We start from the raw sequence: 19984 nt of genomic DNA, 5'->3' as shown, positions 1-19984 counted from the left end.
ACGGCGGGGATAGGACTTAAGTCTCCACCAGGCCCTTGGTCGAGCCGCTCGCGGTGGAATCCTTGCGGCCGTGAGGCAACGCCAGATAGGTTTCCGAGCCCATTTCGATCAGGCGCGAGGCGGTTCGCTTGAACTCCATGGCCTCGGTGCCCTCGGTAGCGAGGTAGAGCGAGATCGGATTGGCGTCGGCCGAGGCCATCAGCTTCACGGCGTTGTCATAGAGCGCGTCGATCAGCGTGATGAAACGCTTGGCGGCGTTGCGCTGGGAGATGTCCATCACTGGAATATGGTCGACCAGGATGGTGTGATAGTCGTGCGCCAGCCTGAGATAGTCGGATGCGCCGAGCGGCTTCTCGCAGAGGTCGGCGAACGCGAACCGCGCCACGCCATGGGCCGAGCACGGCACGTGCAGGATGCGTCCCTTGATCGAGATGTCGCGCGAGCGGCCTTTGGCGCCGCCCGACATCCGCTTCCAGGCGCGGTCGAGCGCGGCGTCCGCATCGCCATCCGCCGGCGTCAGCCACATCGGCACGCCCTGAAGTTTCTCCAGCCGGAAGTCGGTGCGCGCGTCGAGCCGCGCGACGTCCATGTGGTCGGTGATCTGCTTGATGAAGGGCAGGAACAGCGAGCGATTCAGGCCACTCTTGTAGAGATCCTCGGGCGCGACGTTGGAGGTCGCGACCACCACGGTGCCGAGCTCGAACAGCTTGGCGAACAGGCGTCCCAGGATCATCGCGTCCGCGATGTCGGTGACGTGGAATTCGTCGAAGCAGAGCAGCCAGCTCTCCTCGAAGATCGCGTTCGCGGTCAGCGCGATGACGTCGCCGTCCGCGATCTCGCCGCGCGCGATGCTCTGGCGATAGTCGTAGATGCGCTCGTGCACATCCGCCATGAACTCGTGGAAATGCGCGCGGCGCTTATGCTCGACGGCAGAGTGCTGAAAGAACAGATCCATCAGCATGGTCTTGCCGCGGCCGACCTCGCCATGGATGTAGAGCCCGCGCGGCGCCTCGTCCTTGTCATTGCTGCTGAACAGGCGGGCGAGCAGGCCCTGCTTGCGCTGCGGCTTGTAAGTGGCGAGTCGCTGGTCGAGCGCCGTATAGGCCTCGGCGACCTCGGCCTGCGCGGCATCGGGCTCGATCGCGCCGGAGGCGATCTGGGCCTGGTAGGCTTCGCTGAAGGGGGAACCGGGGGTCGAGAGCATGGCCCTTTACCGCCAGAGACCGGCGGAAATTGCAAGCCGTGAATTGAGGTCAGGGGTATGCGCTTTCGTAGCCCGGACGCGCTGCAGCGGGCTTGCGCTGCTGCGCAGAGTCGGGACCCACCACTTTGTTCATCTCGGAGCGCTGGGCCCCGGCTCCACGGCCGGGGCGCGAGAGCGAGCTACGCACACAGCTCGTAGGCATCCTCGACGACATACGGACCGCCGCCGGTCGACGCCCGCGACGAGAACAGCACGAAGCGCTCCGCCATGAATGCCTTGCTCGGGAAGTAGCCACGCAGCGAGAGATAATCGGCAACGTCGCGGTCGGAGGCGTCGTGCAGCCGGGCCAGCGTGACGTGCGGGATGAATTTGCGTCCCTCCGGGTCGAGACCGATCCGCTGCATCAACCGTTCGAGCTCGGCCTGCAACTCCATCAGCGGCTTGCTCGGCGCGATGGTGGCGACCACCGCGCGCGGCTTGCGGCCGCCGAAGCTGGTGAGCCCCTGCACCTTGACCTCGAACGGCTTGCGGTCGACGCGAAACAGCATCGAGGCGATCTCGTTGGCGGAAACGCCGTCGATGTCGCCGATGAAGCGCAAGGTGACGTGATAATTTTCGGGATCAATCCAGCGGGCGCCGGGGAGGCCACCCCTCAAGTTGGAAAGCGAGTGGCTGATCTCGGCCGGAATTTCCAGACCCGTGAACAAACGCGGCATCGTTTCGCACTCCCGATGCTTGGGTATGATCCTTGGGAAAGACCATATCCAAATTTTAGAGCCGGTGACGAATCACCGGTACCCTGATTCCTATCGCAGTTGTGTGACTCTGCGAAGCATCGCGCGGGCCACCCCGGGAAAACCCTGGGAATTAGGGTTAGCGCTGCCTGCATTTCAACGCTGTTGCTCAGCTATCGTGCCAAGGAATGCCTCCACTGTGGGCAGGATGTTGGCGACGACGATGTCGATGCCGGCCGCAGTCGGATGAATGCCGTCGGCCTGATTGAGCTTGGCGTCGGCCGCAACGCCCTCGAGGAAGAACGGGTAGAGGGGCACATTCATCTTTTTCGCCAGATCCGGATAAATCGAATTGAAGCGCGCGGCATAGTCGGCGCCGTAATTCGGCGGCGCCAGCATGCCGCAGAGCATCACCGCGATGTTGCGCGCCTTGAGCCGCTGGACGATGTCGGTCAGCGCGGCGCGCGTCAGGTCGGGATCGATGCCGCGCAACGCGTCATTGGCGCCGAGCTCGACGATGACGCCGTCAGTTCCATCGGGCACCGACCAATCGAGCCGGTCGCGGCCGCCGGAGGAGGTGTCGCCGGACACCCCCGCATTGATCATGTCGACCCCTATGCCTTTGGCTTGCAAGACTTTTTTGAGCTTTTGGGGAAACGCCTCCTGGGCCGGGAGGCCGAGGCCGGCGCTGAGGGAATCGCCGAGAACGACAAGCTTGATCGGCCTTGTCGCCTGTGCCCAAGCGGGGGGCGCGATCGTCATCAAAGCGAGCATCAACACGGCTATGTGCATGAACAATCCGTAACGCCTCTCGACCGCGCTGTCGGAGTTGCCATATGACCGGACCATGGATACTCGCATCGAACCCTCATCGCTCGCCGCTACCGCCGCGGACACCATCGCCATTTCCAACGTCAATCTCTCATTGGGCACGGGCGCGGCACGCGTTCACATCCTCAAGGATATCAGCATGCGGGTCGCCTCGGGCGAGACGATCGGCCTGATCGGCCCGTCAGGCTCGGGCAAATCCACGCTGCTGATGGTCATGGCGGGGCTGGAGCGTCCTGATAGCGGAGAGGTGGTGGTTTCAGGCACGCCTTTCAATGCCCTTGACGAGGACGCGCTGGCCCGCTTCCGCGGCCGCCAGGTCGGCATCGTCTTCCAGTCCTTCCATCTGATTCCGACCATGACGGCGTTGGAGAACGTCGCCGTGCCGCTCGAGCTTGCCGGCAATCCCGATGCTGCGCGGCGCGCGGCGCAGGAGCTGCAATCGGTCGGGCTCGGCGACCGCCAGCATCACTATCCGGCGCAGCTCTCCGGCGGCGAGCAGCAGCGCGTTGCGCTCGCGCGCGCGCTGGCGCCGGATCCCGCGATCCTCGTCGCCGACGAGCCGACCGGCAATCTCGACGAGACAACCGGAAAACAGATCGTCGATCTCCTGTTCAGCAAGCACGCCGAGCGCGGCATGACCCTGGTGCTGGTCACGCACGATTCCTCGCTCGCGCATCGCTGCGATCGCGTCATCCGCCTGCGCTCGGGGCGCATCGACACGCAGTCTGCGCCGGCATGAGCGCGACCGTCGAACCGTTCGCGAAGCCCAATGGCATCGCGTTGTCGCTGCGCTACGCCCTGCGCGAATTGCGCGGGGGCCTGCGCGGCTTCTATGTCTTCATCGCCTGCATCGCGCTCGGCGTGATGGCGATCGCCGGCGTCGGCTCGGTGTCCGCGAGCCTGAGCGATGGGCTCGCGCGCGAGGGCCGCACGCTGCTCGGCGGCGACGTCTCCTTCGTGCTGTTCCAGCGCGAGGCCAAGCCTGAAGAGGTCGCCTTCCTGCGCTCGCGCGGCACGCTGTCGACGGCGGCGACGTTGCGCGGCATGGCGCGCGCGGCTGACGGCAAGCTGGCGCTGGTCGAGATGAAGGCGGTCGACGACACCTATCCGATGCTGGGACGGCTGACGCTGGCGCCGCCCCTGCCGATGTCCGACCTGCTCGCCGAGCGTGACGGCGCGTTCGGCGCCGCTGCCGATCCGACGTTGCTGGCGCGGCTCTCGTTGAGGACCGGCGACCGCGTCACCATCGGCGCGGCGACCTTCCAGATCCGCTCTACGGTCGAAGCCGAGCCCGACAAGCTCGCCGGCGGCATCGGCTTCGGGCCACGCTTCCTGATCAGCGAGACGGCCTTGCGCGCCACCGGCCTGATCCAGCCCGGCAGCCTGGTGCGCTGGGTCTACCGGGTCAAGCTGCCCGATACCGCAAACAACGAGCGCGCCACCGAAGCCTTCATCGCGGACGCCCGCAACGCCGCGCCGCAGGCCGGCTGGGAGATCCGCAGCCGCTCCAATGCCTCGCCGCAGCTCGAGCGCAACATCAACCGCTTCACGCAGTTCCTGACCCTGGTCGGCCTCGCGGCGCTGCTGGTCGGCGGCGTCGGCGTCGCCAATGCCGTGAAGAGCCATATCGACCGCCGGCTCGAGGTGATCGCGGCTCTCAAGGCCGTCGGCGCGACCGGGCGCGACGTCTTCGGCATCTATCTTGCGCAGGTCATTCTGCTCGCGGGCATCGGCTCGGTGATCGGCCTCGTGCTCGGCGCCGCGATGCCCTTCGCGATCGTTGGGCTGTTCGGCAAGCTGCTCCCGCTGCCGGTGGTGCCGGCCGTGCATGCCGACGAGCTCGCGCTGTCCTTCGTCTACGGCCTCTTGACCGCGCTGGCTTTCGGCCTGTGGCCGCTCGGCCGCGTGCACGACGTGCCGGTGGCCGCGCTGTTCCGCGACACCATCAGCTCGGAATGGCACCGGCCGCGCGCGGGCTATCTCCTGTTCATGGGGCTCGTGATCGCCCTGCTCATCGCGGTCGTGATCGGCCTCGCCTTCGACAAGCGCATCGCCGCGGTGTTCGTCGCCTCCTCGGTCGTCGTGTTCGTTTTGCTGCGCGGCATCGCCGCCCTGCTGATGGCAGGCGCGCGGCGGCTGCCGCGGACGCGGCTGCCGATGCTGCGGCTGGCGATCGCCAACATCCACCGGCCGGGCGCGCTGACGCCCTCGGTCGTGCTGTCGCTGGGGCTCGGGCTGGCCGTGCTCGTCACCATCACCCAGATCGACGGCAATTTGCGCCGGCAGTTCCTCGCAGCTCTGCCCGATCAGGCGCCATCCTTTTTCTTCATCGACATCCCGAGCGCGCAAGCCGAGCAGTTCGACCTCTATCTGCGCCAGATCGCTCCCGGCGCGAAGGTCGAGGACGTGCCGATGCTGCGCGGGCGCATCGTCGCCGCGCGCGGCGTTCGCGCCGAGGAACTCAAGCCGACGACCGATTCCGAATGGGTGCTGCAGAGCGACCGCGGCCTGACCTACACCGGCGAGCTGCCGAAAGGTTCCAAGGTGGTCGAGGGCGAATGGTGGAGCCCCGATTATTCCGGACCGCCGCTGGTCTCGATGGAGAAGAAGATCGCCGAAGGGCTCGGCCTCAAGCTCGGCGACGAGATCGTGGTCAACGTGCTCGGCCGCGACATCCCGGCGAGAATCGGCAATCTGCGCACCATCGACTGGCAAGGGCTCGGCATCAACTTCGTCCTGGTCTTCTCGCCGAACGCCTTCAAGGGCGCCCCGCATACCCATATCGCAACGCTGACCGAGGCCGGCGGCAATGCCGCGGGCGACGGCAAGATCATCAAGCAGGTGGCCGACGCCTATCCGATGGTGACGAGCGTACGCGTGCGCGAGGTGATGGAGACGGTCGGCTCCGTGGTGACCAACCTGGCGCTGGCGATCCGCGGCGCCAGTGCCGTCACCCTGATCTCGGCGATCCTGGTGCTCGGCGGGGCGCTCGCAGCCGGCCACCGCCACCGGGTCTATGATGCGGTGATCCTGAAGACCCTGGGCGCGACGCGGCTGCGGCTGCTGGGCGCCTATGCCCTCGAATACCTGCTGATCGGGCTCGCGACCGCGGTGTTCGGCGTGATCGCCGGCAGCATCGCGGCCTGGATGATCGTGACGCGGCTGATGACGCTCAGCTTCGTCTGGCAGGCCGGCAGCGCAGCCGGCGTGGTCGCGGCCGCGCTGGTCGTCACGGTCGGGCTCGGCCTCGCCGGCACGCTGCTGGCGCTGAACAAAAAGCCCGCGACGGTGTTGCGGAATTTGTGACAAAATGTAGCGGGTCGCCGCACGGGAGCGGAATTGCACGATTCCTGCTATTAACCACGACTGCTCGTCTGGATTGTGGGTGAGGGCGACATTCGGCCGCGCGTGGACGGTTGCAGCGAATGTGTTAGTTTCCCACATATCGAATGGGTTCGGAGTCCCGATTGTTAGCCAAAATTTAGTCGGCTGGCATCGGTATCCGAGATAGAATTTGACGAACCGGCGGCATGGCGACCCTCATGCCGGACCGGCCAACCAGCGGGATTTCGACCATGTCGGACCTAGACCGTAACTACGCTTCTCCTTTCGGCAGGGCCGCCGGGCGCGTTGACGCCGCGACGGTCGATGCCGGCCTGCGCGCCTACATGCTGCGCATCTACAACTACATGACCATTGGCCTGGCCATCACTGGCCTTGCCGCCCTCGGCGTCTACATGGCCGCCGTGACCGACGTTCCGACCCCGGAAGCGGTCCGCGTCGGCAAGCTGTTCCTGACGCCGTTCGGCTACGCCATGTTCGTCAGCCCCCTGAAGTGGCTGTTCATGCTCGCGCCGCTCGCGATGGTGTTCGTGATCTCGGCGGGCATCAACCGTCTCGCCCCCTCGACCGCCCAGATCCTGTTCTGGGTGTTCTCGGCGCTGATGGGCATCTCGCTGTCGTCGATCTTCCTGGTGTTCACGCACACCTCGATCGTGCGGGTGTTCTTCATCACCGCGGCGACCTTCGGTGCGCTGAGCCTCTACGGCTACACCACCAAGCGTGACCTGACCGGGATGGGCTCGTTCCTGTTCATGGGCCTGATCGGCATCGTCCTCGCCAGCCTGGTGAACCTGTTCCTGGCCAGCTCGATGCTGCAGTTCATCGTGTCGGTGGTCGGCGTGCTGGTGTTCTCGGGCCTCACCGCCTGGGACACCCAGCGGCTGAAGAACGACTACATCTACGGCTACGCCTCGGCCGGCGGTGACATCGCAGAGCGTGCGGCCATCACGGGCGCGCTGTCGCTGTACCTGAACTTCATCAACCTGTTCACGCTGCTGCTGCAGCTGCTCGGCCAGCGCGAGTAAGCGCAACGACGAGAGAGAACGGACACGAACCCCGGCCGAAAGGCCGGGGTTTTTGTTTGGGTCCGTGATCCCCTCCCCGTCATTGCGAGCGCAGCGAAGCAATCCAGAGTCCCTCCGCGGATGCATTTCTGGATTGCTTCGCTGCGCTCGCAATGACGGGGGTGGAGGCGGCGGAGCCCCTTCCGGCAGCCGCGGGAAGGCTTTAATCTTCCCCCATGTCCGCACCCGAAATCAGGCCCACCACAGAGGCCGACCTTCCCGCCATCACCGCCATCTACCAGCAGGCCGTCCGCGAGGGCACGGCGACGTTCGAGCTGGAGCCGCCCGACCTCGCCGAGATGACGCGTCGCTACCGCACGCTGATCGACGGCGGCTATCCCTATCTCGTCGCCATGCTCGACGGCAGGATCGCCGGCTATGCCTATGCCGGCGCCTACCGGCCGCGGCCGGCCTATCGCTTCACGGTGGAGAACTCGATCTATCTCGATCCCTCCTTCCACCGCCGCGGTGTCGGCTCAAAGCTGCTGGAACGGCTGATCACCGAATGCGAGGCGCGCGGCTTCCGCCAGATGATCGCCGTGATCGGCGACTCCGCCAATGCCGGATCGATCGGCGTGCACACCAGGGCCGGCTTCAAGATGATCGGCACACATCCCAATGTCGGGCTGAAATTCGGCCGCTGGCTGGACACGGTGATGATGCAGCGCGACCTCGGCGAGGGTGCAAGCACGGTGCCGGAGAAGTAGGGCAGGTCGTCACACCACCGCCAGCTTCCGATCGATCACCAGCAACACCCGTTCCAGCTCGTGGCCGCGGCGCAGGATCAGCCCGGTCGCCGAGATCACGCTGTACATGCCCTGCTTGCGCGCGAGCCGCGGGTCCTTCTCGATGCGATAGATCGGCACTTCCGAGGCGCGGCGATAGACCGAGAACACGGCGCGGTCCTTCAGGAAGTCGATGGCGTAGTCGCGCCACTCGCCGTCGGCGACCATGCGGCCGTAGAGATTGAGGATCCGGTGCAGCTCGAGCCGGTTGAACGTCACCCGGTTCGGCTGCGCATTCGCAGCGGCGGGGCGCGCCGCCGCGCGCTGCTCGCTCGGATCGGCATCCTCCGACATCAGGCTCATGGGAAGCGCCTCCTCATCGCAAGACATGAACGCGTCGGCGAAGACCGTCCGCGGAGCCGCGCTCATGACAATTGCATGATTGCGCCAACCGTTCCGCGCCGCAAGGGGCTCAACCCATCGAATCGGCTGCGAGGCGGGACACACGCAAGGGTGGAACTCTGTCGCGGCAAACCGTCACGGGATCGTTAGCAGGAATCATAGTATCGCCGCTTTTCCGCCCACCGCCTGCCGCCCTGCACTGCGATAAAGAATCCTGTGCGTTGACCCGGTCCTTTCGGTTCCGGATTCCTCAGCCCCCAGCCCCCCGGGGTCGAACAGGATCGGGTCTGTACGCACGGCAAGGAGGGCCAACGCAAGTTGGTCCTTTTTTGTTTGTGTCGGGATGTGTCCGGCACGTTGTCATTCCGGGGCACGCGAAGCGCGAACTTTGGTCCGCAATTGCGCACCTGAGAATCCCATCTACCATCACACAAGCTGAGAAATGGATTCCGGGTTCGCGCCAACAGGCGCGCCCCGGAACAGCAGAGTGCGACGCTAGAAAATCAATGCAGCGACGTATAAGCCGCGCCCAGCATCGGGCCGGGCTTCTCCCGGCTGCCATCCTGGACATAGACCACCGCGCCGTCGACGCCATCGCGCGTGAGGTTCTCGATCGGCACCGACCAGCTTTCCGGACGGCCGGTCCAATCGCCGACCTTGAGCAGGTTGCGCACCACGTTGTGATAGGTGACCTGCTGTCCGCGATTCTCGCCGCGGGTGATCGCGATCGGCACCGACTTGGCGATCGAGCAGATCCAGACCTCGCCGTGCGAGACCGCAGGCTCCTTGCTTGCGGCCACCGAGACGTTGATGTGCTTGCCCGACAGAGACATCGTCACCGGCACGGTCATCACGCCACTGCCCTTGTCGGTCTTGCCGATCGCATTCTCGATGCCGGCGCGATCGCTGCCGATGACATGCGTGGAGCCGTTGACGACGGCCTGCGGCGTGTAGACCTCGCGATCGCCGCGCATGCGCGAATAGGCACGCTGCCGTGCCGAGAAGCGCGAGTCCGCCAGCGTGTCTTTCCAGCCGAGATAGTCCCAATAATCGATCGGCATGCTCAACGCGATGATCGACGGGTCTTTCGAGAGATCGCCGATAATCTGGTCGGCGGGCGGGCAGGACGAGCAGCCCTGCGAGGTAAACAATTCAACAACGGCGCGGGGATCAGCGTGAGCGGGACGCATGACGGCGATGATCGCGCAGATGCCGAAAGCTCCCGACCAGAGGGCACTGGACCAGCGCGAAATCAGATGAGAAGCCGTCATTGTCGTCATGTCGAACGCCGCACACCATTGCTCGTGGGAAGGGGAATCTTATCGCCGGATGGTCACCGTAGTCTTACGGGGCGCGGTACGTTCATCCGTCCAGGCAACCGTCCAAGGGACGGTCTTCCGCCGGGCGGGCCCATCTGAAGCGTACCGCAAACGCGCGAAGGCGGCCTTTGATAGGCCGCCTTCGTTTAGGCTTCTACTCACTTCGCAGTGAGCCATCGTTCACAAATCCGCGCTTACGCCGCGAGCTTGCGCAGCACGTAATGCAGGATGCCGCCGTTGCGGTAGTAGTCGAGCTCGTCCAGCGTATCGATGCGGCAGAGCAGCGAAACGCGCTGCAGCGAACCGTCGCCGGAGACGATCTCCGCGGTCAGCTTCTGGCGCGGCTTGAGGTCGCCGACGAGGCCGCGCAGCGTCACCTTCTCGTCGCCCTTCAGGCCCAGAGACGACCAGGAGGTGCCTTCCTCGAAAGTCAGCGGCAGCACGCCCATGCCGACCAGGTTGGAACGGTGGATGCGCTCGAAGCTCTGGCAGATCACGGCGCGCACGCCGAGCAGGCGCGTGCCCTTCGCGGCCCAGTCGCGCGAGGAGCCGTTGCCGTATTCGGCGCCGGCAAATACCACCAGCGGCACCTTCTCTTCCTGGTACTTCATCGCGGCGTCGTAGATCGACATCTGCTCGCCGTCGGGCCAGTGCTTGGTGAGGCCGCCTTCCGGAATGTTGCCGTCGGCGCCCTTCAGCATGAAGTTCTTGATGCGGATGTTGGCGAAGGTGCCGCGCATCATCACTTCATGGTTGCCGCGGCGCGTGCCGTACTGATTGAAGTCGGCCGGACGCACCTGGTGCTCGCTGAGATATTTGCCAGCGGGCGAGGTGAGCTTGATCGAGCCGGCCGGCGAGATATGGTCGGTGGTGATCTTGTCGCCGAACATGGCGAGGATGCGCGCCTCGACGATGTCGGTGACCGGCTCCGGCTCCTTCTGCATGCCTTCGAAATAGGGCGGGTTCTGCACATAGGTCGAAGACATGTTCCAGCGATAGGTCTCGCTCTCGACCGTCTTGATCTTGCGCCAGTTGGTGTCGCCCTTGAACACGTCGGCATACTTCTTCTTGAAGATCGACGCGGTCACGAACTTCTTCATGAAGGCGTTGATTTCCTTCGTCGTCGGCCAGATGTCCTTCAGATACACCGGCTTGCCGTCCTTGCCTTCGCCGAGCGGCTCGGTGGCGAGGTTCTTGGTGACGCTGCCGGCGAGCGCATAGGCGACGACCAGCGGCGGCGAAGCCAGATAGTTCGCCTGCACGTCCGGCGAGACGCGGCCTTCGAAGTTGCGGTTGCCTGAGAGCACGGCGGCCGCGACGATGCCGTTGTCGTTGATCGACTTCGAGATCTCCTCCGGCAGCGGACCGGAATTGCCGATGCAGGTGGTGCAGCCGAAGCCGACCAGGTTGAAGCCGACCTTGTCGAGATAGGGCTGGAGACCGGAATTGGCGAGATATTCCGCGACCACCTGGCTGCCGGGAGCGAGCGAGGTCTTCACCCACGGCTTGGCCTTGAGGCCCTTCGCAGCGGCGTTACGCGCGAGCAGGCCGGCACCGATCAAGACGCTCGGGTTCGAGGTGTTGGTGCAGGAGGTGATCGCGGCGATCACGACGTCGCCGTGACCGAGATCGAAGTTCTTGCCTTCGACGGCGAAGCGCTTCGCCGGCTCCTCGGCCTTCTTGTACTCGCTGGCGAGCGCGAGCGAGAAGCCGTCCGCGACGGTGGGCAGCGCGATGCGGCCTTCGGGCCGCTTCGGGCCGGCCAATGACGGCACGACGTCGCCGAGGTCGAGCGTCAGCGTTTCCGTGAACACCGGATCCGGCGACTTGGCGGTGCGGAACAGGCCCTGGGCCTTGGCATAGGCCTGGACCAGCGCAACGCGCGCGGAAGAGCGGCCGGAGGTCTTGAGATAGTCGAGCGCGGCGGCATCGACCGGGAAGAAGCCGCAGGTCGCGCCATATTCGGGCGCCATGTTGGCGATGGTGGCCTTGTCGGCGACCGAGAGGTGGTCAAGGCCCGGGCCAAAGAACTCGACGAACTTGCCGACCACGCCGAGCTTGCGCAGCATCTGCGTCACGGTCAGCACGAGGTCGGTCGCGGTGACGCCTTCCTTCAGCGAACCCTTCAGCTTGAAGCCGACGACGTTGGGCAGCAGCATCGACAGCGGCTGGCCGAGCATGCAGGCTTCCGCCTCGATGCCGCCGACGCCCCAGCCGAGCACGGCGAGACCGTTGACCATGGTGGTGTGCGAATCAGTGCCGACGAGCGAGTCGGGATAGGCGACCTCGAAGGTGCCGGTCTTCCTTCCGACCGTCATCTTCTCCTTCTTGGTCCAGACCGTCTGAGCCAGATATTCGAGGTTGACCTGGTGGCAGATGCCGGTGCCGGGCGGCACGACGGAGAAGTTCGAGAACGCCTTCTGGCCCCATTTCAGGAACTCGTAGCGCTCCTGGTTCTGCTTGTATTCCTCGGTGACGTTCTTGCCGAAGGCCTTGTTGTCGCCGAAGAAGTTCACGATCACGGAGTGGTCGATGACCAGATCGACCGGAACCAGCGGATTGATCTTCTCTGCGTCGCCGCCGAGCTTCTGCATCGCGTTGCGCATCGCGGCGAGGTCGACCACCGCGGGCACGCCGGTGAAGTCCTGCATCAGGACCCGCGCGGGGCGGAAGGCGATCTCATGCTCCAGCGACTTCTTGCGCAGCCATTTCGATACCGCGACGATGTCCTCCTTCTTGACCGAGCGGCCGTCCTCGTTGCGCAGCAGGTTCTCGAGCAGGACCTTCATCGAATAGGGAAGTTTCGAAATTCCCTTCAGACCATTCTTCTCGGCCGTGGGCAGGCTGTAATACACATAGGTCTTGGCGCCGACCTTGAGGGTCTTTTTGCATTTGAAGCTGTCGAGCGAGGTCATGTAGGAGATCCCAATTGTTAGCTATACCCGGCAGGGTATTTTAACACCGTCAGCGTATCAGGCTGGGCCGCTTGCAGGGGCAGGTTGAGTTGCTGCATCGAGTAGTTCCGGGCTTATAGAAGCTTTCTAACGGCGCCGCCACAGCCACAATCGTGCCGCAGCAATCCGCGAGCCAAAAATTCCCATGCGCTACCCCAAGATTTCCTGAGGCCTGGCTTTGAGCGGGTTGAAACGAGGCGAGATGCGGCTTTCCGGTCACGAGCTCAGATGCGTGCGGGGCGGACGCGAGGTGTTCGCCGGCCTCGGTTTCACGGCCGCCTCGGGCGAAGCCGTCGCGGTGATGGGTCGCAACGGATCGGGCAAGACCTCGCTGCTGCGGCTGATCGCGGGCCTGCTCGTTCCCGCCGGCGGAACGATCGCGCTGGACGGGGGCGATGCCGAGCTGACGGTGCCGGAGCAGTGCCACTATCTCGGCCATCGCGATGCCCTGAAGCCGGCCCTTACCGTGGCCGAAAACCTGGCGTTCTGGGCCGCTTTCCTGGGCGGCGAGCGCGGCGACGCCGCCGCGACCCTCGCCACTGTCGGCCTCGACCACGCCACCCATCTGCCTGCCGGATTCCTGTCGGCCGGCCAGCGCCGCCGGCTCTCGCTGGCCCGGCTGCTGACGGTCCGCCGGCCGGTCTGGCTGCTGGACGAGCCGACCAACGCGCTTGATGTGGCCGGCCAGGACATGTTCGGCGGCCTGATGCGCGATCATCTCGCTGGCGGTGGCATGATCATCGCGGCGACCCACGCCCCGCTCGGGATCGAAGCGCGGGAGCTGCGGATCGGGGGTGTGGCGTGATTTCGATGCACCCTCAGCTTTCCGAATGCCCAAGCTCCGCTCTCTCCGTTCCCTCCCCCGTTGTGGGGGAGGGTCAGGGAGGGGGGTGCCACACGACGCGCTCTCTCGATTCTTGCGTTGGAAAAGTGGGCGTTCTGTTGCTGGAAGATAGCCCCGAGCAAGCACCTCGCCCGGGGGTACCCCTCTCCCCCGCCCTCCCCCACAAGGGGGGAGGGAGCGCAGTTTGCCGAAGGCGGGAGCTGGGCTCACAAGACGACTTCACTGGCCAAAGGGCCACCCCATGACCGCCCTTGCCGCCCTCATCCGCCGGGACATCAGGATCGCGCTGCGCGTCGGCGGCGGGGCGCTGATCGGGGTGCTGTTCTTCCTGACCGTGGTGGTGCTGATGCCGTTCGCGGTCGGGCCGGACCTGGCGCTGCTATCGCGGCTCGGGCCGGCGATCCTGTGGCTCGGCGCGCTCTTGGCGAGCCTGCTCACCCTGGACCGGCTGTTCATGGCCGACCACGAGGACGGCTCGCTCGACCTGATCACGATGAGCCGGACGCCGCTGGAACTCGCCTGTGCCGCCAAGGCGCTGGCGCATTGGCTGGCCGCCGGCCTGCCGCTGATTGTCGCAACCCCCGTGCTCGGCCTGCTGCTCAACCTCGACATGGTTGCAACCGGCGCGGTGGCGCTGACGCTGCTGGCGGGCACGCCGGCGCTGACCTTCACCGGCATGATCGGCGCGGCGCTTGCGGTGACGCTGCATCGCGGCGGGCTGTTGATGGCCGTGCTGGTGCTGCCGCTGTCGATTCCAGTGCTGATTTTCGGGGTTGCGGCCTCGCAGGCGGTGATCGTCGGGCCGATGACCTTCGGCGCGCCGTTTTCGATTCTCTGCGCGCTGTCGCTGGTTAGCCTCGTGATCGGCCCGTTCGCGGCCGCAGCAAGCCTGCGGCATGGCCTCGACTGAGATGGGCTCGACGGATCTTGACCCCGATCAACTTTCGCGACGGGCTTTCGTGCTGATTGCCTGAGCGGCCCCCGGTGATTATCAGGATACCATGACGCTGATCGACCTCGCCAACCCCACGCGGTTCCTCGCGCTGACAGCGCGGGTGTTGCCGTGGCTGGCGGCCGCGACAATCATCCTGCTCACGATCGGTCTCTATCAAGCTGCGCTCGCGCCCGACGACTATCAGCAGGGCGCGACCGTGAAGATCATGTTCATCCACGTACCCAATGCCTGGCTGTCGATGTTCGTCTGGGGCGTGATGAGCATCGCATCATTGGGCACGCTGGTGTGGCGGCATCCGCTGGCCGACGTCGCCGCCAAAGCGGCAGCTCCGATCGGCGCCAGTTTCACCTTCCTCGCGCTGCTCACGGGCTCGCTATGGGGCCGGCCGATGTGGGGCACCTATTGGGAATGGGATGCGCGGCTGACCTCGGTGCTGATTCTGTTCCTGATGTATCTCGGCCTGATGGCGCTGTGGCGCGCGGTGGACGATCCCTCGCGCGCGGCGCGCGCCGCGGCGGTGCTGACCCTGGTCGGCGCCATCAACCTGCCGATCATCAAGTTCTCGGTCGACTGGTGGAACACGCTGCACCAGCCGGCCTCGGTGATGCGCATGGGCGGCTCGGCCCTCGACAAGTCGTTCCTGATTCCGCTGCTTGTGATGGCGATCGGATTCACGCTGCTGTTCGTCACGCTGCACCTGGCTGCGATGCGCAACGAAATCCTGCGCCGCCGCGTCCGCTCGCTGCAGATGATGCAGGCGAGCCGCATAGCGTTCTCGAGCGACGTGGCCGCCGGCTCGCGTCAAGAAAACGCGTCAAAAGAAGTGGGGGCCGCATGACGATGTCGCTTGGTCCCTACGCGTCCTTCATCGTGATGTCGTATGCGGCTGCCGCCCTCGTGGTCGCAATCCTCATCGGCTGGGTCATGCTCGACTATCGCAGCCAGACGCAGCGCCTGCGCGAGCTTGAGGAGCGCGGCATCACCCGCCGCTCGGGCCGCAGCGCGACGGAGCAGCGATGAGCGACCAGTCCACCTCCGCTCCCCCGCAGCGCCGCACCTTCCTGATGGTGCTGCCGCTGATCGCCTTCATCGGACTTGCGCTGCTGTTCTGGTTCCGGCTCGGCAGCGGCGATCCTTCCCGGATTCCCTCGGCGCTGATCGGTCGGCCGGCGCCGCAGACGGCGCTGCCGCCGCTGGAGGGATTGCAGGACAACGGCAGCCAGGTGCCGGGGCTCGATCCCGCCGCGTTCAAGGGCAAGGTCAGCCTCGTCAATGTCTGGGCGTCCTGGTGCGTGCCGTGCCATGACGAGGCGCCGCTCCTGACCGAGCTCGCCAAGGACAAGCGCTTCCAGCTGGTCGGCATCAACTACAAGGATGCCTCCGACAACGCGCGCCGCTTCCTCGGCCGCTACGGCAATCCGTTCGGCCGCGTCGGCGTCGACGCGAACGGCCGCGCCTCGATCGAATGGGGCGTCTATGGCGTGCCGGAAACCTTCGTCGTCGGGCGCGAGGGCACCATCGTCTACAAGCTGGTGGGGCCGATCACGCCGGATAATCTGCGGACGGTGTTGATGCCGCAGATGGAGAAGGCGTTGAAGGCAGGAAGCTGACGCCGCGCTCGTGCCCCCGGACGCAGCGCAGCGCTTCTTCGAACGGTGCGCTGCAGAGCCGGGGCCCATGCCACCACGACTGCGCTGCTGGGGCGAGCCTGGGTCCCGGCTCGCGCTTCGCGCGTCCGGGACACGAGACCGTCACCCCTTGCTCACATCCCCCGCCTCCGCCTCGCTGGTCTCCAGCGATACCGGCGCGAGGTGGTAGCGCTTGGTCAGCGGCATCTGGGCGATGGCGAAGATCATCGTGATGGGCGTCACGCCGAACACCTTGAAGTTCACCCAGAAGTCCGTGCTCTGGGTGCGCCAGACGATCTCGTTCAGCACCGCCATGCCGGCGAAGAACAGCGCCCAGCGCAGCGTGAGGATCCGCCAGCCCTGCGGCGTCAGATTGAACACCTGGTCGAACATCACGGCGATGAAGGACCGGCCGAACAGCAGGCCGCCGCCGAGGATCGCGGCGAACAGGCCGTAGATGATGGTCGGCTTGACCTTGATGAAGGTCTCGTCGTGCAGCACCAGGGTCAGCGTGCCGAACACCAGCACGACCACGCCGGTCACGATCGCCATGATCGGGATGTGGCGCGTCACCACATAGGAGGCGACCATCGCTGCAACGATCGCGACCATGAAGGCTCCGGTCGCGGCGAACAGATTGAACTTCGCATTCACGAAGAAGAACACGAGCAGCGGACCGAGCTCGGTCGCGAGCTTGAACAGTGGATGCGGCTGGGTCTTGTCCATTCTCTCTTCCGTCTCTCCCATCCTTAGACGACCGCTTCGCGGTCTCCTCAGGATGAGGACCTCATGTGTGGCACGACCTCATCCCGAGGAGCCGCGCAAGCGGCGTCTCGAAGGATGACGCTATTCGATTCCGGCGATCGCGCGGGCGAAGTCGCGCGCGGTGAACGGCGCGAGATCGTCGACGCCTTCGCCGACGCCGATGAAATGCACCGGCAGTTTGAATTTCTCCGCGAGCGCCACCAGGATGCCGCCGCGCGCGGTGCCGTCGAGCTTGGTCATCACAAGGCCGGTGACGCCTGCGGTGCGATGGAAGGCCTCGACCTGCGACAGCGCGTTCTGGCCGACGGTGGCGTCCAGCACCAGCAGGACCGCATGCGGCGCGGTGGCGTCCACCTTGCGGATGACGCGCACGACCTTTTCGAGCTCGTTCATCAGCTCGGCCTTGTTTTGAAGGCGGCCGGCGGTGTCGATCAGGAGCACGTCGATGTTCTGCTCCTTCGCCGCCGTCAGCGCGCTGAAGGCGAGGCTTGCCGAATCCGAGCCCTGCGCACCTGATATGACGGGCGTCTTCGTCCGCTCACCCCAGACCTTGAGCTGCTCGATCGCCGCTGCGCGAAACGTGTCGCCGGCGGCCAGCATCACCTTGCGGCCCTCGGACGCGAATTTCTGCGAGAGCTTTCCGATCGTGGTGGTCTTGCCCGAGCCGTTGACGCCGACGACGAGAATGACGAACGGCTTCCTGGCCGTGTCGATCTCGAGTGGCTTCGCCACCGGCGCCAGCACCTTCTCGACCTCTGTCGCGACGACGTCCTTCACTTCGTCGGCCGAGATCGCCTTGTCATAGCGCCCGGCGCCGACCGCGTCCGCGATCCGGACCGCGACCGAGGTGCCGAGATCGGCGCGCAAGAGCACGTCCTCGATGTCGTCGAGCATGGCGCGGTCGAGCTTGCGCTTGATGACGAGGTCGGCGACCGCGGTCCCGAGCGAGGACGACGTGCGCTTCAGCCCGTTGGACAGGCGGCGCCACCAGCTCAGTTTGGGGGTGTCGGAGGTGGTATCGTTCATGGTGGCGTGTTAGCCGTTCCGGCCTGTAAACGAAAGTCTTGACCGAAAGTCGTTATCCTTGCTCGATGTTCCCGAATTGACCGCTGAGGAGATTTTGTCGCGCGTGCTCCATCGCGACGGGCTGATGCTGGTCATCGACAAGCCGGCCGGCCTGCCGGTGCATCGCGGCCCCAAGGGCGGCGCGAACCTGGAAGCCTCGTTCGACGCGCTCCGCTTCGGCCTGCCGCGGCCGCCGGTGCTGGCCCACCGGCTCGACAAGGACACCTCCGGCTGCCTCGTGCTCGGACGCCATCGCAAGGCGACCGCATCGCTGGGCCTGCTGTTCAAGCACGGCAAGATCGGCAAGACCTACTGGACCGTGGTCGAGGGCGGGCCCACTGAGGACGAAGGCACGATCGACATGCCGCTCGGCCGGCTCAATGCCGAGCGCGGCTGGTGGCAGAAGCCGGACCCTGAGGGGCAGAAGGCCGTCACCAATTGGAAGGTGATGGGCCGGGGCGAAGGCGTGACCTGGCTCGCCATGGAACCCGTCACCGGCCGGACCCATCAATTGCGGGTACACTCGGCCGCGACCGGCTGGCCGATCTTCGGCGATAACATTTACGGCAACGGCCCGCGCTTCGGCGAGCCGCGCCTGCACCTGCATTCCCGCGAGATCGTGGTGCCGATCTCCCGGAACAAGGAGCCGGTCCGCGTCGTGGCGCCGGCCCCGCCGCATATGCACGAAAAGCTCAGGGCTTGCGGGTGGAATGGGGCATAGGTGCCAGCCGGGTTTGGGTTACACAAATCGCGCCACGAGCTCTCTCACCTCTCCCGCTTGGGGGAGAGGTCGGCGCCGAGCGCCGGGTGGGGGCTTTCTCCGCTTGGGGATTATCGCATCCGTGGCAGCGGTCGACCTGTTCTCGCCGGTGCATGGTTTACCAAACCTTCAGCGCTCCTCTCTAATGATAGCGGTTGCTTAGAATAAGCTTCCGTTAACCGCTCGGGACGAGCAGCGCGTGATGTCGAAGGCCCAGCAATCGATCATCGAGGAGGTCGAATCCGCGATTCTGGCAGGCTCGCCGGAAAAGGGGCTGGAGACGGCCCGGCGCGTCACCGACCTGTTCCTGTCTTCCGCCGGCAGCTTTGACGACGAGCAGATCGCCCTGTTCGACGACGTGCTCGAGCGCCTGATCGGCACGATCGAGCTGCGCGCCATCGCCGACATGGGCGCACGCGTCGCACTCGCCGAGATCAGCGCACAGCTCGCGCCGATCGCGCAGGCGCCGCCGTCCGTGATCCGCCGCCTCGCCAACAATGACGAAATCCGGATCGCCGGTCCCGTGCTGCAGGAATCCGCGCGGCTCGATGACGGTGAGCTGGTGAAGATCGTCTCCAGCAAGGACGAGCCGCATCTGCTCGCGGTCGCCGGACGCTGGTGGCTGAAGGAGATCGTCACCGACGCGCTGCTGGCGCGCCGCTATCCGAGGGTCAGCCGGCGGCTCGCCGCCAATCCCGGCGCGCGCCTCTCCGGAGGCGGATTTGCCATCATCGTCGGACAGGCCGAGAGCGATCCGGAGCTCGCGGTGAGCGTCGGCGTTCGCATCGATCTGCCATCGGATCTGCGCTACCAATTGCTGCGCTCGGCGACGGATGCCGTGCGCACCCGCCTGTTGTCGCGCGCGCCGCCGCATCTGTTCGAGGAAATCCAGAGCGCGATCGCAGCCGTCACGGTCGGCGTCGAGCGCGAAATGTCCGGTGTCCGTGATTTCGAAGGCGCCAAGCGCGCCATCGCCGGTCTCAAGGCGACCGGCCAGCTTGATGAGGCGGCGCTGTCCGGCTTCGCCAGACAGCGGCGCTATGAGGAGACCGTGGCGAGCCTTGCGGCTTTGTCCGGGTCGACGGTCGACGTGATTCGCCCACTGATGCAGAGCTTGCGCGAGGACGGTCTGCTGGTGCCCTGCAAGGCCGCGCAGCTCAGCTGGGAGACGACGGCCGCCGTGCTCGAAAGCCGCTTCGCGACGGGTGCGATGAAGCCGGCCGATCTCGCCAGGGCGCAGGATCATTTTGCGAGAATGACGACGGAGGACGCGCGGCGCACGCTGCGGTTCTGGCAGGTGCGGGCGTCGTAGGAGCGCGCGTTCCAGTCACCGCGTATCCAAACCCTCGGTATCGTCCCTGCGTGCGCAGGGACGACATTGACGATAGAGCG

The 19984-nt window shown here is 65.6% G+C and carries 19 protein-coding genes; 11 read left to right on the top strand and 8 right to left on the bottom strand.

Annotated features, from left to right (window positions below; genetic code table 11):
- Positions 1-16 precede the first annotated feature (16 nt).
- From zapE to ABIG06_RS13310, 3 genes are all read right to left on the bottom strand, one after another.
- Positions 17-1204, bottom strand: coding sequence for a cell division protein ZapE (gene zapE / locus ABIG06_RS13320; RefSeq protein WP_370137003.1), 1188 nt, complete (start codon positions 1202-1204; stop codon positions 17-19).
- Positions 1205-1383: 179 nt separating this feature from the next.
- Positions 1384-1920 carry an RNA 2',3'-cyclic phosphodiesterase gene (gene thpR, locus ABIG06_RS13315; protein ID WP_370137001.1) on the bottom strand — a complete coding sequence of 179 codons (537 nt, stop codon included), beginning with the start codon at positions 1918-1920 and terminating at the stop codon, positions 1384-1386.
- Between the two features lie 174 nt (positions 1921-2094).
- Entirely contained in the window at positions 2095-2730 is a 636-nt protein-coding gene (locus tag ABIG06_RS13310; protein ID WP_370136999.1) for an arylesterase, read from the bottom strand.
- A 55-nt stretch (positions 2731-2785) separates the two neighbouring features.
- Between ABIG06_RS13310 and ABIG06_RS13305 the strand changes: the two genes are divergently transcribed.
- The 4 genes from ABIG06_RS13305 to ABIG06_RS13290 all read left to right on the top strand — a co-directional run bounded on the left by ABIG06_RS13305 (position 2786) and on the right by ABIG06_RS13290 (position 7882).
- Complete coding sequence (locus tag ABIG06_RS13305; RefSeq protein ID WP_124163533.1) at positions 2786-3508, top strand: ABC transporter ATP-binding protein; 723 nt, start codon at positions 2786-2788, stop codon at positions 3506-3508.
- On the top strand, positions 3505-6075 hold the full coding sequence (locus ABIG06_RS13300) for an ABC transporter permease (RefSeq protein ID WP_370136997.1): 2571 nt from the start codon (positions 3505-3507) through the stop codon (positions 6073-6075). Before ABIG06_RS13305 ends, ABIG06_RS13300 begins: the two co-directional genes overlap by 4 nt.
- A 269-nt stretch (positions 6076-6344) precedes the next feature.
- Positions 6345-7136, top strand: coding sequence for a Bax inhibitor-1/YccA family protein (locus ABIG06_RS13295; RefSeq protein ID WP_199752351.1), 792 nt, complete (start codon positions 6345-6347; stop codon positions 7134-7136).
- A 215-nt stretch (positions 7137-7351) separates the two neighbouring features.
- Positions 7352-7882 (top strand): GNAT family N-acetyltransferase, encoded by a 531-nt coding sequence (locus ABIG06_RS13290; RefSeq protein ID WP_370136995.1) that lies wholly within the window; start codon positions 7352-7354, stop codon positions 7880-7882.
- A gap of 9 nt (positions 7883-7891) precedes the next feature.
- Here ABIG06_RS13290 and ABIG06_RS13285 read toward each other — a convergent pair whose 3' ends face one another.
- From ABIG06_RS13285 to acnA, 3 genes are all read right to left on the bottom strand, one after another.
- On the bottom strand, positions 7892-8263 hold the full coding sequence (locus tag ABIG06_RS13285; protein WP_028177741.1) for a DUF2794 domain-containing protein: 372 nt from the start codon (positions 8261-8263) through the stop codon (positions 7892-7894).
- A 542-nt stretch (positions 8264-8805) separates the two neighbouring features.
- Positions 8806-9582, bottom strand: coding sequence for a DUF1223 domain-containing protein (locus ABIG06_RS13280; protein ID WP_124163529.1), 777 nt, complete (start codon positions 9580-9582; stop codon positions 8806-8808).
- Positions 9583-9815: 233 nt separating this feature from the next.
- Complete coding sequence (gene acnA, locus ABIG06_RS13275; protein ID WP_124163528.1) at positions 9816-12536, bottom strand: aconitate hydratase AcnA; 2721 nt, start codon at positions 12534-12536, stop codon at positions 9816-9818.
- Positions 12537-12777: 241 nt separating this feature from the next.
- On the opposite strand from acnA, the gene ccmA reads away from it, so the two are divergent.
- The 5 genes from ccmA (at position 12778) to ABIG06_RS13250 (ending at position 15984) form a co-directional block, all read left to right on the top strand.
- Entirely contained in the window at positions 12778-13380 is a 603-nt protein-coding gene (gene ccmA, locus ABIG06_RS13270) for a heme ABC exporter ATP-binding protein CcmA (protein WP_370136992.1), read from the top strand.
- 280 nt (positions 13381-13660) lie between these two features.
- Complete coding sequence (gene ccmB, locus ABIG06_RS13265) at positions 13661-14329, top strand: heme exporter protein CcmB (RefSeq protein WP_028133288.1); 669 nt, start codon at positions 13661-13663, stop codon at positions 14327-14329.
- A 91-nt stretch (positions 14330-14420) separates the two neighbouring features.
- Complete coding sequence (locus ABIG06_RS13260) at positions 14421-15212, top strand: heme ABC transporter permease (protein ID WP_370136990.1); 792 nt, start codon at positions 14421-14423, stop codon at positions 15210-15212.
- Positions 15209-15394, top strand: a complete 186-nt coding sequence (gene ccmD / locus ABIG06_RS13255) for a heme exporter protein CcmD (RefSeq protein ID WP_370136989.1) — start codon at positions 15209-15211, stop codon at positions 15392-15394. The genes ABIG06_RS13260 and ccmD overlap by 4 nt, the downstream gene beginning before the upstream one ends.
- Positions 15391-15984: a DsbE family thiol:disulfide interchange protein gene (locus ABIG06_RS13250; protein WP_424578296.1), complete on the top strand. Its 594-nt coding sequence runs from the start codon at positions 15391-15393 to the stop codon at positions 15982-15984. Before ccmD ends, ABIG06_RS13250 begins: the two co-directional genes overlap by 4 nt.
- Before the next feature lie 141 nt (positions 15985-16125).
- Here ABIG06_RS13250 and ABIG06_RS13245 read toward each other — a convergent pair whose 3' ends face one another.
- Both ABIG06_RS13245 and ftsY read right to left on the bottom strand, forming a co-directional pair.
- On the bottom strand, positions 16126-16728 hold the full coding sequence (locus ABIG06_RS13245; RefSeq protein WP_370136986.1) for a septation protein A: 603 nt from the start codon (positions 16726-16728) through the stop codon (positions 16126-16128).
- A gap of 120 nt (positions 16729-16848) precedes the next feature.
- Positions 16849-17793: a signal recognition particle-docking protein FtsY gene (gene ftsY, locus ABIG06_RS13240; protein ID WP_124163522.1), complete on the bottom strand. Its 945-nt coding sequence runs from the start codon at positions 17791-17793 to the stop codon at positions 16849-16851.
- A gap of 58 nt (positions 17794-17851) precedes the next feature.
- Between ftsY and ABIG06_RS13235 the strand changes: the two genes are divergently transcribed.
- The gene (locus tag ABIG06_RS13235; protein WP_199752349.1) at positions 17852-18553 is read left to right on the top strand and encodes an RluA family pseudouridine synthase; all 702 of its coding nucleotides are present in this window, start codon (positions 17852-17854) and stop codon (positions 18551-18553) included.
- A 241-nt stretch (positions 18554-18794) separates the two neighbouring features.
- Positions 18795-19904, top strand: coding sequence for a DUF2336 domain-containing protein (locus tag ABIG06_RS13230; protein WP_370136984.1), 1110 nt, complete (start codon positions 18795-18797; stop codon positions 19902-19904).
- Positions 19905-19984 lie beyond the last annotated feature (80 nt).

Origin of the sequence: Bradyrhizobium sp. USDA 326, assembly GCF_049739485.1 — a bacterium.
Classification (GTDB): domain Bacteria; phylum Pseudomonadota; class Alphaproteobacteria; order Rhizobiales; family Xanthobacteraceae; genus Bradyrhizobium.
Note: the sequence above shows the minus strand (reverse complement) of the source record. Positions and strands in the feature narration are given on the sequence as shown.

What these genes read in the sequence shown, in the direction of transcription:
- acnA (WP_124163528.1), bottom strand. Translation starts at nt 12,536, where the DNA reads ATGACCTCGCTCGACAGCTTCAAATGCAAAAAGACCCTCAAGGTCGGC.
- ABIG06_RS13250 (WP_424578296.1), top strand. Translation starts at nt 15,391, where the DNA reads ATGAGCGACCAGTCCACCTCCGCTCCCCCGCAGCGCCGCACCTTCCTG.
- ccmD (WP_370136989.1), top strand. Translation starts at nt 15,209, where the DNA reads ATGACGATGTCGCTTGGTCCCTACGCGTCCTTCATCGTGATGTCGTAT.
- ABIG06_RS13260 (WP_370136990.1), top strand. Translation starts at nt 14,421, where the DNA reads ATGACGCTGATCGACCTCGCCAACCCCACGCGGTTCCTCGCGCTGACA.
- ABIG06_RS13310 (WP_370136999.1), bottom strand. Translation starts at nt 2,730, where the DNA reads ATGCACATAGCCGTGTTGATGCTCGCTTTGATGACGATCGCGCCCCCC.
- ccmB (WP_028133288.1), top strand. Translation starts at nt 13,661, where the DNA reads ATGACCGCCCTTGCCGCCCTCATCCGCCGGGACATCAGGATCGCGCTG.
- ABIG06_RS13300 (WP_370136997.1), top strand. Translation starts at nt 3,505, where the DNA reads ATGAGCGCGACCGTCGAACCGTTCGCGAAGCCCAATGGCATCGCGTTG.
- ABIG06_RS13245 (WP_370136986.1), bottom strand. Translation starts at nt 16,728, where the DNA reads ATGGACAAGACCCAGCCGCATCCACTGTTCAAGCTCGCGACCGAGCTC.
- ABIG06_RS13230 (WP_370136984.1), top strand. Translation starts at nt 18,795, where the DNA reads ATGTCGAAGGCCCAGCAATCGATCATCGAGGAGGTCGAATCCGCGATT.
- ABIG06_RS13295 (WP_199752351.1), top strand. Translation starts at nt 6,345, where the DNA reads ATGTCGGACCTAGACCGTAACTACGCTTCTCCTTTCGGCAGGGCCGCC.
- zapE (WP_370137003.1), bottom strand. Translation starts at nt 1,204, where the DNA reads ATGCTCTCGACCCCCGGTTCCCCCTTCAGCGAAGCCTACCAGGCCCAG.
- ftsY (WP_124163522.1), bottom strand. Translation starts at nt 17,793, where the DNA reads ATGAACGATACCACCTCCGACACCCCCAAACTGAGCTGGTGGCGCCGC.
- thpR (WP_370137001.1), bottom strand. Translation starts at nt 1,920, where the DNA reads ATGCCGCGTTTGTTCACGGGTCTGGAAATTCCGGCCGAGATCAGCCAC.
- ABIG06_RS13290 (WP_370136995.1), top strand. Translation starts at nt 7,352, where the DNA reads ATGTCCGCACCCGAAATCAGGCCCACCACAGAGGCCGACCTTCCCGCC.
- ABIG06_RS13305 (WP_124163533.1), top strand. Translation starts at nt 2,786, where the DNA reads ATGGATACTCGCATCGAACCCTCATCGCTCGCCGCTACCGCCGCGGAC.
- ABIG06_RS13280 (WP_124163529.1), bottom strand. Translation starts at nt 9,582, where the DNA reads ATGACGACAATGACGGCTTCTCATCTGATTTCGCGCTGGTCCAGTGCC.
- ABIG06_RS13285 (WP_028177741.1), bottom strand. Translation starts at nt 8,263, where the DNA reads ATGAGCCTGATGTCGGAGGATGCCGATCCGAGCGAGCAGCGCGCGGCG.
- ccmA (WP_370136992.1), top strand. Translation starts at nt 12,778, where the DNA reads ATGCGGCTTTCCGGTCACGAGCTCAGATGCGTGCGGGGCGGACGCGAG.